Genomic DNA, 12,197 nt, shown 5'->3' on the forward strand with positions numbered 1-12,197 from the left:
GCGATTCCAACCATTCAGGACAGTGGATTGTAGCGAGGGGGCCATGCAAGTCGATCACAACTGGGGTATCCTGGGCGGCAAAGGAGACTCCCATGGGAACGCGCGGAACCTCGATCGTCGGCATGGACGTCAACGAACTCCTGAAGCTCCTCAATGCCGCCTACGCCAGCGAGTGGCTGGCCTACTACCAGTACTGGCTGGGCGCCAAGCTCATCAAGGGCCCCATGAAGGACGCGGTGGCCGCCGAGCTGAACCTCCACGCCACCGAGGAGCTGGGCCACGCCCTGCTGCTGAGCAACCGCATCATCCAGCTGGGCGGCACGCCGGTCCTGGCCCCCTCCCAGTGGGCCGAGTTCAGCCCCTGCGCCTACGACGCCCCGGCGGACCCCTACGTGGGCACGCTGCTGGACCAGAACATCGCCGGGGAGCAGTGCGCCATCTCGGTCTACAAGAACCTGATGGACATCACCCGCGAGGCCGACCCCGTCACCTACAACATCGCCCTGACCATCCTCACCCAGGAGGTCGAGCACGAGGAGGATCTCCAGGGTCTCAAGGAGGACCTGGACCTCATGTTCCGGACGCGATGACCGATACCTCCCGGGTGGCGGAGGAGACCACGTAGCACCGTTCGTTGTTGCTGCGCTGGTCCGCCGGCAGGATGAAGAAGCCCTTGCGCTCGGGGTGGTAGCCCTGGGCATGCCCCAGGAGAACTTCCCCGTCCTTGAACACCACCCGGATCTTCTTGCCTGGCGTCAGGTTGGTGGGCTCGAAGATGTTGCGCTTCACATGGGCGGGATTGCCCTGCAGGTTCTTGACGAAGAAGATGCCCTTGAGATCGTGCACGTCGATCTCGAGAGGCCGGGAACCGGGGTACGATCCGGCCGGGAAGAGGTGGAAGCGGTCGCTGGTGGGGAGGAAATCGACCGTGTGGCCCTTGAGGAGGTGGCCATCCAGGTACCGGGCGACGACTTGGTTCATTTCTTCCTCCTGATCCCCACTGTCCGTCCGGTCGGGCAGAATAGTGGACCTCATGGGAAAGATAAGCCTATATATGGATTTTGGAAGCACTTATTTCAGGGGGTTAAAATAATACAAGCTTATATAACCCCTTTGGGTTCAAGACTAAAATTCAATCAATTCAGTATTTCAGTTTTTAATGCCAAGGTGAATTTCCAAGGCGCTCAGGCTCCCGCCCGGCGGGAATGGTCGTCGATGTCCTCGGCGTCCCAGGGGTAGACCACCCAGATGTCCTCCAGGTGCTGTCCGGCCCAGTAGCGGGTCACCTGGGGCGGGATCTGGTCCAGCTTCGCCTTGTCCTTGCAGTGCAGCACGGCCACGGCGATCTCCGCGGGCTGGTGGGAGAGGAGCTCGCGCAGGCAGTAGGCCAGGGTGGTGCGCGTGTCGTCCACCTCGTCGATGAGCAGGACCCTGCGGCCCTTCAGCTTGCGCTCCACCTCGTCGATCCACTGGACCTTGGAGGGGCCGCCCTCGATGGTGTTGTCGTCCCCGTAGAGCTTCACGCCCACCGTGAGGATGGGCTTCTTCAGATAGGTCTTGAGGATGCGGGCGGGAATGAAGCCGCCGGTGCCGATGGCCACGGTGACGTCGGGGTCGAAGCCGCTGGCCAGGATCTCCCTGGACAGCTCGGCCACGGTGCGGTGGATCTCGTTGTAGCTGAAATAGCGCTTCTCGGCCATGTCCGTCCCCTACTGGAGCAGTTTGTGGGGAAGGCTCTCCACGCGCGAGGCGGGGGAGACGACCATGTAGTTGAGCTTGCGCTGCAGTTCCCGGATGGTGTTGGCGCCGGCGTAGGTGAGGCCGGAGCGGAGGCCGCCGACGATGTCCGCGATGATCTCCTCCTCGTCCTCCCGGTAGGGGACCTTGGTGGCCACCCCTTCGGCGGTCTTCCAGCCGGTCAGGCCGCCCAGGTGGTCATCGGCCGCTTCCTTGCTGGCCATGCCCCGGTAGCTCTTATGGGTGGGCTCGCCCTTGTCGTTGAGGATGGGGTCGCCGGGGGTGGGCCGGGTGCCGGCCAGCATGCCGCCCACCATGACGAAGTCGGCGCCGAAGGCCAGGGCCTTGACGATGTCGCCGGGGTAGCGGATGCCGCCGTCGGCCACGATGGACCGGTCGGCCCGGGCGCACTCCTGGATGGCGGTGACCTGGGGGACGCCGAAGCCGGTCTTGATGCGGGTGGTGCAGACGCTGCCCGGCCCGATGCCCACCTTGATGATGTCGGCCTTCACCGAGGCCAGGTAGTCGGCGCCGGCGTAGGTGGCCACGTTGCCCGCCATGATGCACTCATTCGGAAGCATCTGGCGCATGCGCTTGATCATCTTGCCCACGTACTTGGCGTGCCCGTGGGCCACGTCCACGCAGAAGTACTGGGCCCCCGCGTCCTTGAGGGCCTCCACCCGCTCCATCTCCTTTTCCGAGGTGCCCACCGAGCAGAACACCTTGGTCTTGCAGCGCAGGAACATGGCCACGTTCTCCTCGACCGTGCAGAACCGGTGGAGGGTGCCGATGCCGCCCCGCCCGCCGATGAAGTCGGCCATGGCGTCCTCGGTGATGGTGTCCATATTGGCCGTCATGATGGGGAGTTCCAGCGTCAGCTTGCCGCTCTTGTCGGTCATGCTGATGTCCACGATCCTGCGGGACTCGTGGTGGTTGTACGCCGGTATCATCAGGACGTCGTCGAACGTAATGGCGGTTTCGGGCATGGGCCTCTCCGTTTCATCTCCAGATTATCCGAAAAGGACGGACCTCACTCGGGAGCGGGATCGTTAGCAAAATCAAGGAGAAACGGTTGACCAACCTGGTCTGGTTCAGGGAGAAGGACCTGCGCGTGGCGGACCACGGGCCCCTGGCGGAGGCGGGCGGCGGGGCCGTTCCGGTCTTCCTGGGCCCGGTTTCGGAACGGCTCGCCCCCCGCCTGGGGGATCTTGCCGCCCGGCTGGAGGCCCTGGGGTCCGGCCTCGCGTGGGTGCCCGGGGACCCCCTGGAGGAGCTGCCGCGCCTGGCCGCAAAGCTGGGCGCGGAGGCCGTGCTGGCCCACGGCTTCACGGAACCCGCCGCCCGGCTGCTGGAAACCCGCATGGCCGGGGCGCTCCCGTGCCCCCTGCGGCTCTTTTCCGGGGAAACCCTCGCCGGCCCCCTGGGCCGCCACCGGGTCTTCTCGGCCTTCTACCGCTCCTTTCAGCAGGAAGCCCGCCTGGAGGCCCCCTCGGCGACGCCGCAACGCCTGCCCGCCCTGCCCGAACTGCCCCGCTGGCCCGCCGGGCCCCTGCTTCCGGACCTGCTGGCGCCCTTCCTGGAGAACCGCCTGGCGGATTATGCCCAGGGCCGGGACCGCATGGACCGGGACGGCACCTCCCTGCTTTCCGCGGACCTCCACTTCGGCCGGGTGAGCGCCGCCTCCTGCTGGGCCGCGGCGTCCGGCCGCCCCGGTGCCGAAGCCTGGCAGCGGCAGCTGGTCTGGCGGGACTTCGCCCATCACCTCCTGCGGGAGTGGCCCGCCGTCCTGGAGGGCCCCTTCCAGGCCGGCTTCCGGGACTTCCCCTGGCGCAGCGACCCGGCCCTGCTCGAGGCCTGGGTGGAGGGCCGCACGGGCTACCCCCTCGTGGACGCCGCCGCCCGGCAGCTGATGGCCACGGGCTATGTGCACAACCGCGCCCGCATGGTGGCCGCCAGCTTCCTGGCCAAGCACCTGCTCCTGGACTACCGCCTGGGCGAGGCCCACTACCTGGCCCGCCTCCAGGACGCGGACCTGGCCAACAACTCCATGGGCTGGCAGTGGAGCGCCGGCTGCGGCTGCGACGCCCAGCCCTGGTTCCGGGTGTTCAACCCGGTGCTCCAGGGCCGGCGCTTCGACCCGGACGGCGCCTACGTGCGCGCCTGGGTCCCCGAGCTGGCGGCGGTGCCCGCGAGGACCATCCACAGCCCCTGGGAGGGGAGCCTGCCGGCGGGCTACCCGCCGCCCATCGTGGACCACGCCATGGCCCGGGAGCGGTTCCTGAGCCTGGCCAAGGCCCACCTCAGGCGAAGTTCCTCGGGCTCGTGAGCCGGTCCAGGACCTGGGAAGAAAGGCCTTCCAGCGCCCCCAGGAACCAGTCCTCGGACACGTCGGCGGCGGCGGCCTTCTTGGCCAGGGGGGCGAACCGCAGATCCACGTGGCGCAGTTCCACCTCCACCCGGTTCACCCCCTGGATGGCGGTGAGGACGAGGTGGTAGTCCCCGCCGCGGTAGGCGAAACGGCGCACGGCCGAGGTGTGGTTCACCTCCCAGCCCGCCGTGCCGCCGGGGTCGATGGCCTCCACCACCCGGGGGCCCAGGGCGGCGTCGGCCTTGCCGGCCATGGCCAGCGTGTAGGCGCGCTGCTCTTCGTCCCGCTCCCGCTTCCGGAGGCTGATCAGCTCGTCGAGGTTCGAAACGGTCACGACCATGGGCGGCTCCCGTGGTGAAAGGCCCATGATGTCACGGATGGGCAGAAAATATACAACCCCCATCCAGGGCGGATGGGGGTTGCTTTTGGTGCAGCCGGCGCGACTCGAACGCGCGACCCTTGGCTTCGGAGGCCAATACTCTATCCAACTGAGCTACGGCTGCCAGAACGTCCATCATGACGCCCCCCGGGACCTGGCGCAAGGGCCGGGCAATTTGGGATAGCCTTGCCGGGGGATTTATGGTGAATTGGGGTGTATGGATACCCAAGAGTTTCGACGCTTAGGCCATGAGATGGTCGAGTGGATTGCGGCCTACCGGGAGCGGATGCCGGAGCTGCCCGTGATGAGCCCCCTGGGTCCCGGAGACGTCAAGCGCCTCCTTCCCGCCACGCCTCCCCAGAAGGGCGGAGGGCTCGACGGCGTCACCGGGGACCTGGACCGCATCGTCCTGCCGGGCATCACCCACTGGAACCACCCGGGATTCTTCGCCTACTTCCCCTCCAATTCCGACCTGGCCTCGGTGCTGGCCGACATGGCCTGCGCGGGCCTGGGGGCCCAGGGCATGAGCTGGCAGACCAGCCCCGCCGCCACGGAGGTGGAGGAAGTGGTCATGGACTGGCTCCGGCAGATGCTGGGGCTCGGGCCCGAGTTCACCGGGGTCATCCAGGACACGGCCTCGACGGCCACCTTCTGCGCGCTGCTGTGCGCCCGGGAATGGTCCTGCGCCTTCGGCCAGAGCCGGGGCGGGTTCCAGGCCGAGGAGGCGCCCCTGGTGGTGTACGCCTCCGACCAGGCCCACAGCTCCATCGAGAAGGCCGCGCTTCTGGCGGGCTTCGGCCGGGACAACCTGAGGCTGATCCCCACGGACGCCAATCACGCCCTGCGCCTGGACCTTCTGGAGAAGGCCATTCTCGAGGACCTGGCCGCGGGGCGCCGGCCCTGCGCCATGGTGGCGGCCATCGGCACCACCGCCACCACGGCCGTGGACCCGCTCGCGGGCATGGCCAGGCTTTCGGCCCGCCACGGCATCTGGCTCCACGTGGACGCGGCCATGGCCGGCACGGCCATGATCTGCCCCGAGTGCCGGGTCATGTGGGAGGGCATCGAGAGCGCGGACTCCCTCGTGCTGAACCCCCACAAGTGGATGGGCACCGGCTTCGACCTCTCCGCCTACTTCGTCAAGGACCCCGAGCACCTCATCCGGGTCATGAGCACCAACCCCAGCTACCTGCACACCGACCAGGACGGCCAGGTGAAGAACCTGCGCGACTGGGGCATCCCCCTGGGCCGGCGCTTCCGGGCCCTGAAGCTGTGGTTCCTGGTGCGCTCCCAGGGCGTCGAGGGCCTCCAGGCCCGGGTGCGCCGGGACCTGGCCAACGCCCAGTGGCTCAAGGCCCAGGTGCAGGCCACCGGCGGCTGGGAGCTCATGGCCCCCGTGAGCCTCCAGACCGTGTGCGTGCGCCACGTCCCCGAGGGCATGACGGACGAGGCCGAGCTGCGGGCCCACAACCTCGCCCTTCTCGGGGCGGTCAACAAGTCGGGGAAGTACTACCTCACGCCCTCCGTCCTGAAGGGCCGCCAGATCATCCGGGTCTCCATCGGCAGTTCGGCCACGGAGCTCGCCGACGTGGAGGGGCTCTGGGAGGCGCTCATCGAGGCTTCCATGCGCGCCGCGGGGTGACCCTTGGACGCGCCGCTCTCCGTCAAACGGCTGCTTGAGCAGATCAAGACGCGGATCGAGCCCCCCTTCGCCGCCGTGTGCGTGGCCGGGGAGGTCTCCAACGCCCGCACCTCGGGGCGCCACTGGTACTTCACCCTCAAGGAGGAGGGCGCGGCGCTCTCCTGCGCGGTGTGGGCCAGCCAGCAGCGCTTCCTGAAGGCCGCGCCCAGGGACGGCGACCGCGTGGTGGTCAAGGGCTCCCTGAACCTCTACGTGGCCGGGGGCACCCTCTCCCTGGCCGTCACCCACTGCGAGCCCGCCGGCAAGGGCGACCTCCAGGCCCGGCTGCGCCAGCTGGAGGCCGACCTGCGCGCCCAGGGCGTCTTCGACCGGCCCCGGCGCCCCCTGCCGGCCTCCCCCCGGAAGCTGGGCATCGTGGCCGCCCTGGGCGGCGCGGCCCTGCGGGACGTCCTGGAGGTGACCCTGCGCCGGGCCCCCGGGGTGGACCTGCTCATCGCCCCCGCCGCGGCCCAGGGGGACCGCTCGGTGCCGGAGAACCTCCTCGCCCTCCAGGAGATCCAGGACGCCTTCTGGGGCTGCGACGCCATCCTCATGGTGCGGGGCGGCGGCAGCCTGGAGGACCTTTGGTCCTTCAACGACCCGGACCTGGTGAAGGCCGTGGCCGCGTGCCGGCTGCCCATCGTCACCGGCGTGGGGCACGAGATCGACACCACCCTGGTGGACCTGGCCGCGGACCGCCGCGCCGCCACGCCCAGCCAGGCCGCGGAATTGGCAACTCCCGACCGCGCGGCGCTGGCCAGCGAGCTGCGCCGACGCACCGAGGCCCTGGTGGCGCGCATGGCCTGGCGCCTGCGGGGCCTGGAGAGCACCCTGAACCTCCTCTCGGACAGCCGGGGCATGCATGCGGTTCCGGATCGCCTCCAGCGCGCCGTGGAACGCCTCGCGGCCCTCCACCACCGCCTCCAGCTGGCCGGAACCGGCGCCTTCCCCCGGTTCCAGGCCCTGGTCCAGCGCCTCCACCTGGCCCATCCCCAGCGGCGCCTGGACAAGGCCGGGGCCCGCCTGGACCTCCTGCGCCAGCGCCTCGCCCCCGCCGCCGACGGCGGCCTGCGCCGGCGCGCCCACCGCCTGGAGGTCCTGGGCGCCCGCCTCGGGCCCATGGACCCCCGGGGGCCCCTGGAGCGGGGCTTCGTGCTGGTCAAGGATGCCCGGGGGCGGGTCGTCACCCGCGCCGCCCAGGCCGGGCCGAAGGCCCAGGTGGAGCTGCAGTGGCAGGACGGGGTGCGGGGGGCGGAACTGGACCCTGGCCCTTGACAACTTGATCGGATGGTTTAACCATATGGTTTAACTTTTTGGTTAACCCATGTCCGCCCCCCGTACCGATGCCACCCGCAGCGCCATCCTGAAGGCCGCCATGGCGGAATTCGCCCGGGAAGGGGAGGCCGGGGCCCGCACCGAGGCCATCGCCAAGGCCGCCGGCGTGAACAAGGCCTTGATCCACTATTATTTTGGAACCAAGGAAGGACTCTACGGCGCCGTGCTGGACGAGGTCTTCACCGGGCTGGTGGAGAGCTTCCTCAGGAACCTCCAGGGGCCGGGGACCCCGGGGGAGCGGCTGCTGCGGCACTTCCTGGCCCACTTCGACCACCTGGCTTCGGCGGGGGCCTTCACGCGGCTCCTGGGGCACGAGATGATGCGGGCCCGGTCGGGCCAGGCCACCCGGATCTCGCGCATCGTCGACATCGCCTTCCGGCCCCTGCATGCCGCCCTGACAGCGGTGCTGGACGAGGGCGCCCGCAGCGGCGAGCTGCGGCCCCTGGACCCGGAGCCCGTCCTCGTCTCCCTCACGGGGGCGAACACGTTCTACTTCATTTCCGCGCCCATCTACCGGGAGATCACCGGGGAGGACCCGCGGGACCCGGCGCGGCTGGCCCGGCAGCGGGAAGCGCTGCTGGACTTCGCCGCGAGCGTCCTCTTCTCCGAACCCTCCCAGGGCCGCATCGCTGCCGCCCGGATCCTGTCCGAACCTCGAGGTGAACAGCCGTGAATCCCCGCTACCGCATCTTCGCGCTCCTGGGAGCGCTCCTCCTGGTGGCCCTGGGCTACTTCTACGCCACCACCGACCACTCCCCGGACCTGGCGCTCATGGGCACCGTGGACGCCAACCAGGTGGTGGTCAGCGCCCAGATCCTGGGCCGCATCGAGAAGCTGGCCGTCACCGAGGGCCAGGACGTCAAGGCCGGCGACCTCGTCGCCCTCCTCGACCCGGGCGAGCTGGCCGCGGCCAAGGGCGCCTCCGAGGCCCAGTACGGCGCCATGAAGGCCACGGCCGAGAGCACCCGGGGGGATACGGACCAGGCCGTGGCCAGCGCCCGCGCCTCGCGCAGCGCCGCCGCCGCCAGCCTCGCCGAGGCTGCGGCCATCCGCGAGAACCAGGAGAACCTGACCCGGCGCACCGTGGCCCTGGCCGGCCAGGGGATCCTCAGCGCGCAGGACCGGGATTCCGCCGTGCAGGCCCTCAAGGCCGCCCAGGCCCGGGAGAACTCGGCCCGGGACCAGGCCGCGGCCGCCGAGGCCGCCCTCGCGGCCGCCCAGGCCCGCACCCGCCAGGCGGTGGCGGCCGCGGAGAACGCGGCCTCCGCCCGCGCCCAGGATTCCCTGGCCGGGGCGCGCCTGGGCTACACCCGCATCGTGGCCCCCGTGTCCGGGAAGGTGGGGATCTGGGCGGCCCGGCAGGGCGAAGTGGTCGCCGCGGGCGCGCCCATCGTGACCATCGTGGACCTGGGTCAGACCTGGGTCTACGCGGCCGTGGCCGAGACCGAGGCCGACGCCGTGCAGCTGGGGGACGCCCTGAAGGTGCGCATGCCGGGCGGGGCCCTGGTGCAGGGGACCGTGCTCCTGAAGGCCGCCGAGGGCGACTTCGCCACCCAGCGGGACGTGAGCCGGCGCAAGCGCGACATCAAGACCATCCGCATCAAGCTCCTCATTCCCAACCCCGGGGAGCGCTACGTGCCCGGCATGACCGCCGAGGTGCTGGTGCCCAAGGCCAGGCTGGTGCGCCGGTGAAGCCGAATCCCGACAAGGACCTGTCCGGGGCGGCGATCCGGGTGGAGAACGTCGTCAAGCGCTTCGGCGACTTCGAGGCCGTCAGGGGCATCAGCCTGGACGTGCGCCCCGGCGAGACCTTCGGGCTCCTGGGCCCCAACGGGGCCGGGAAGAGCACCCTCATCCGCATGATGACGACCCTCATCCCCATCACCTCGGGCCGCGCCTGGATCGAGGGCCACGACGTGGCCGGGGAGGCCGACGCCGCGCGGCACTGCATGGGCGTCATCCCCCAGGCCCTCACCAGCGACATCAACCTGACCGTGGAGGAGAACCTCTCCATCTACGCCAAGCTCTACAACGTGCCCCGGGCCGAGCGGCGCGCCAACATCGAGGAGCTCCTGGAGGCGGTGGACCTGGTGAAGTGGCGGGACGCCGAGACCAAGACGCTTTCCGGAGGCATGCGCCGGCGCCTGGAGATCGCCCGCGGCCTGGTGCACAACCCCCGCATCTTCTTCCTCGACGAGCCCACCACCGGCCTCGACCCCGTGTCCCGGGTGGCGGTGTGGGAGATGCTCAACAAGCTCAAGACCCGCAAGCAGCTCACCATCCTCATCACCACCCACTACATGGACGAGGCGGACCGCCTCTGCGACCGCATCGCCATCGTGGACCACGGAAGGCTCGTGGCCCTGGACACGCCGGCGAAGCTCAAGCAGAGCGTGCCCGGGAACAACGTGATCGAGGCCCAGTTCCAGGATCCGCCGGAGGACTGGGAGGCCCGGCTGGGCGCCCTCGGGGAGGTCACCAGCGTCCAGGCCGAGGGCGCCGGGATGTTCCGGGTGCTCACCACCAACGGCTCCCGCACCACCACCGAGCTGGTGGAGCTGGCCGTGCGCAGCGGCATCGCCATCCGCACCCTCACGGTGCAGAACACCACCCTGGACGACGTCTTCGTGCACTACACGGGCCGCCAGCTGCGGGACACCCAGGTCAAGACCTACACGGCCTTCCTGCCGCCCAGGCCGGGGATGCAGCCATGACGCGCCTGCTCGCCATCGTCGAACGGGAGCTGCGCAAGTTCTTCCGCTCCCCCTCGCTCATGCTCACCGCCATGGTGTTCCCCCTCATCCAGCTGGTGATCCTCGGCAACGCCTTCGGCGGCAAGATCACCGACGCCCGGGTGGGCGTGGTGGACTACGACGGCGGCCCCCAGGCCCTGCGGGTCCACGAGGCCTTCGATTCCGTGGCCGCCAACATCCGCACCTTCCGCACCATCCCCTACGACAGCGACAAGCGGGCCCAGGAGGACGTGCGCTCCGGGCGCCTGGACGCGGCCGTGGTCATCCCCCCGCAGTATTCGCGCAGGGTGCTCAACGGGGAGAACCCCGCCATCGGGTTCGTGGTGGACAACTCCGACCAGTTCCTCAGCGGGAGCCTCACCGCGGAGATGCAGGCCCTGACCGAATCGCTGAACCGTCCCAGGGTGGACCAGCGGGTGGTGAACTCCGTGGCGCTTCGCATCGTGGAGCTGTATCCCTTTGTCGAGTACATGAAATACCTGCTCCCGGGCTCGATCACCCTGGCCATGTTCGTCTCCGTCATGATCGGCGGCGGCATGCTCTACATCGACGACAAGGCCCGGGGCGTGCACGAGGGCTTCCTGGTCACGCCGATCACCAAGCTGGAACTGGTCCTGGGCCTGGTGGCCTCGGGGGCGATCAAGGCGATCCTGGCGGGGTTCGTGCTGACCATCCTGGGCAGCCTCATCGCGGGGATGGACGTCATCTTCCACCCGACGCTCCTGCTGCAGCTGCTGTTGATGATCGTGGCGACGTCCTTCGCCTTCAACGCCCTGATGTTCCTCCTGATGGTGCGGGTGGAGGACCCCCTGGTGCCCCGGGCGATGTTCGGCATCCTGAACACGCTCCTCTACTTCCCCAGCGGCGCCATCTACCCCATCGCGGCCTTCCCCGCCTGGCTGCGGGCCATCGCCAGGGTGGATCCCTTCACCTACGCGGTGCACGGGTTCAAGGCCGTGCTCCTGAAGGACGCGGGCTTCGCGGCGCTGGCGCCGGACCTGGCCTACCTGGGCCTCATCGGAACGCTGGCGCTGGTGCTCGCGACCCGGCTCTTCAAGCGGACCCTCTAGCCGGTTCCTCACGGATCAGCGTGAAGACCTCGAACCACCCTCACGATGACACCGCCAACGCCCCTGCCCGGAGTCCCCATGCCGAACTGGCGTACCCTCACGTGCCTGGCCGCCCTCGCGGCCCCCTCCCTCTCCGGCCAGGCGCCTCCCCCGGACCCCGCCGGGACCCTGGCCACGGCCAGACGCCACCTCCAGGAATGGCGCAGGTCCATCCAGGCCGAGCTGATGGATGACTGGGGCCAGCTGGCGCGCTACCGGGACGCCAACGCCAGGCTCAAGGCGCCCCGCCCCGGGGAGGACCGCGTGGTGTTCCTGGGCGACTCCATCACGGACATATGGGACCTGGCGGCGAGCTTTCCAGGGCGGCCCTACGTGAACCGCGGCATCAGCGGACAGACCACGGGCCAGATGCTCCTGCGCTTTCGCCAGGACGTGGTGGCCCTGCACCCCCGTGCGGTCGTCATCCTCGCGGGGACCAACGACATCGCCGGAAACACGGGTCCCATCGCCCTCGAGGACATCGAGGCCAATCTCGCCTCCATGGCCGACCTGGCCGTGGCCAACGGGATCCGCCCCGTCCTTTGCACCGTCCTGCCCGTCCACAACGACACCGAGGCCTCCCGGGACTACTTCGTCACGCGGCCCCTGGACCGCATCCAGGCCCTGGACCGGTGGATCCGGTCCCACTGCGAGCACAAGCGCCTGGAGCTGGCGGATCTCCATGCGGCCACCGTGGACGGCCGCGGCCAGCTCAAGCGCGCCCTGGCCGACGACGGGCTCCACCCGAACGCCGCGGGCTACGCCGTCGTGGCGCCCCTGGTGGAAGCCGCCCTGCGCAGGGCCCTGGCCCGCTGAGGGGACAGGGCGCCGGCGG

Annotated in this window: 13 protein-coding genes and 1 tRNA gene; 9 read left to right on the forward strand and 5 right to left on the reverse strand. The window is 69.7% G+C overall.

What is annotated here, in order from left to right:
• Nucleotides 1–92: 92 nt before the first annotated feature.
• Complete coding sequence (locus ACZ5MC_RS06590) at nucleotides 93–590, forward strand: ferritin-like domain-containing protein (RefSeq protein WP_306599526.1); 498 nt, start codon at nucleotides 93–95, stop codon at nucleotides 588–590.
• On the opposite strand, the gene ACZ5MC_RS06595 is transcribed toward ACZ5MC_RS06590, so the two are convergent.
• The 3 genes from ACZ5MC_RS06595 to ACZ5MC_RS06605 all read right to left on the reverse strand — a co-directional run bounded on the left by ACZ5MC_RS06595 (nucleotide 571) and on the right by ACZ5MC_RS06605 (nucleotide 2,723).
• Nucleotides 571–981: a DUF6982 domain-containing protein gene (locus tag ACZ5MC_RS06595; protein ID WP_306599527.1), complete on the reverse strand. Its 411-nt coding sequence runs from the start codon at nucleotides 979–981 to the stop codon at nucleotides 571–573. The two genes, ACZ5MC_RS06590 and ACZ5MC_RS06595, sit on opposite strands and share 20 nt — an antisense overlap.
• A gap of 203 nt (nucleotides 982–1,184) precedes the next feature.
• Nucleotides 1,185–1,700 carry a phosphoribosyltransferase gene (locus ACZ5MC_RS06600; RefSeq protein ID WP_464517348.1) on the reverse strand — a complete coding sequence of 172 codons (516 nt, stop codon included), beginning with the start codon at nucleotides 1,698–1,700 and terminating at the stop codon, nucleotides 1,185–1,187.
• A gap of 9 nt (nucleotides 1,701–1,709) precedes the next feature.
• The gene (locus ACZ5MC_RS06605) at nucleotides 1,710–2,723 is read right to left on the reverse strand and encodes a guanosine monophosphate reductase (protein WP_306599529.1); all 1,014 of its coding nucleotides are present in this window, start codon (nucleotides 2,721–2,723) and stop codon (nucleotides 1,710–1,712) included.
• An 86-nt stretch (nucleotides 2,724–2,809) separates the two neighbouring features.
• Here ACZ5MC_RS06605 and ACZ5MC_RS06610 point away from each other — a divergent pair, with 86 nt between their 5' ends.
• The gene (locus tag ACZ5MC_RS06610) at nucleotides 2,810–4,063 is read left to right on the forward strand and encodes a cryptochrome/photolyase family protein (RefSeq protein ID WP_464517349.1); all 1,254 of its coding nucleotides are present in this window, start codon (nucleotides 2,810–2,812) and stop codon (nucleotides 4,061–4,063) included.
• On the opposite strand, the gene ACZ5MC_RS06615 is transcribed toward ACZ5MC_RS06610, so the two are convergent.
• Nucleotides 4,038–4,445: a hypothetical protein gene (locus ACZ5MC_RS06615; protein WP_306599531.1), complete on the reverse strand. Its 408-nt coding sequence runs from the start codon at nucleotides 4,443–4,445 to the stop codon at nucleotides 4,038–4,040. The genes ACZ5MC_RS06610 and ACZ5MC_RS06615 overlap by 26 nt on opposite strands.
• A gap of 86 nt (nucleotides 4,446–4,531) precedes the next feature.
• Nucleotides 4,532–4,608, reverse strand: a tRNA-Arg gene (locus ACZ5MC_RS06620).
• Nucleotides 4,609–4,701: 93 nt separating this feature from the next.
• Between ACZ5MC_RS06620 and ACZ5MC_RS06625 the strand changes: the two genes are divergently transcribed.
• The 7 genes from ACZ5MC_RS06625 to ACZ5MC_RS06655 all read left to right on the forward strand — a co-directional run bounded on the left by ACZ5MC_RS06625 (nucleotide 4,702) and on the right by ACZ5MC_RS06655 (nucleotide 12,178).
• Nucleotides 4,702–6,126 (forward strand): pyridoxal phosphate-dependent decarboxylase family protein, encoded by a 1,425-nt coding sequence (locus tag ACZ5MC_RS06625; RefSeq protein ID WP_464517350.1) that lies wholly within the window; start codon nucleotides 4,702–4,704, stop codon nucleotides 6,124–6,126.
• Between the two features lie 3 nt (nucleotides 6,127–6,129).
• Nucleotides 6,130–7,440 (forward strand): exodeoxyribonuclease VII large subunit, encoded by a 1,311-nt coding sequence (gene xseA, locus ACZ5MC_RS06630; protein WP_464517351.1) that lies wholly within the window; start codon nucleotides 6,130–6,132, stop codon nucleotides 7,438–7,440.
• Between the two features lie 49 nt (nucleotides 7,441–7,489).
• Nucleotides 7,490–8,173, forward strand: a complete 684-nt coding sequence (locus tag ACZ5MC_RS06635) for a TetR/AcrR family transcriptional regulator (RefSeq protein ID WP_464517352.1) — start codon at nucleotides 7,490–7,492, stop codon at nucleotides 8,171–8,173.
• Nucleotides 8,170–9,192: an HlyD family secretion protein gene (locus tag ACZ5MC_RS06640; RefSeq protein WP_464517353.1), complete on the forward strand. Its 1,023-nt coding sequence runs from the start codon at nucleotides 8,170–8,172 to the stop codon at nucleotides 9,190–9,192. Before ACZ5MC_RS06635 ends, ACZ5MC_RS06640 begins: the two co-directional genes overlap by 4 nt.
• Nucleotides 9,189–10,214: an ABC transporter ATP-binding protein gene (locus ACZ5MC_RS06645; protein WP_464517354.1), complete on the forward strand. Its 1,026-nt coding sequence runs from the start codon at nucleotides 9,189–9,191 to the stop codon at nucleotides 10,212–10,214. Before ACZ5MC_RS06640 ends, ACZ5MC_RS06645 begins: the two co-directional genes overlap by 4 nt.
• On the forward strand, nucleotides 10,211–11,323 hold the full coding sequence (locus tag ACZ5MC_RS06650; RefSeq protein ID WP_464517355.1) for an ABC transporter permease: 1,113 nt from the start codon (nucleotides 10,211–10,213) through the stop codon (nucleotides 11,321–11,323). The genes ACZ5MC_RS06645 and ACZ5MC_RS06650 overlap by 4 nt, the downstream gene beginning before the upstream one ends.
• A 78-nt stretch (nucleotides 11,324–11,401) precedes the next feature.
• Nucleotides 11,402–12,178, forward strand: coding sequence for a GDSL-type esterase/lipase family protein (locus ACZ5MC_RS06655; protein ID WP_464517356.1), 777 nt, complete (start codon nucleotides 11,402–11,404; stop codon nucleotides 12,176–12,178).
• The last annotated feature ends 19 nt before the right edge of the window (nucleotides 12,179–12,197 follow it).

Source organism: Mesoterricola sp. JemC181, from assembly GCF_055384585.1.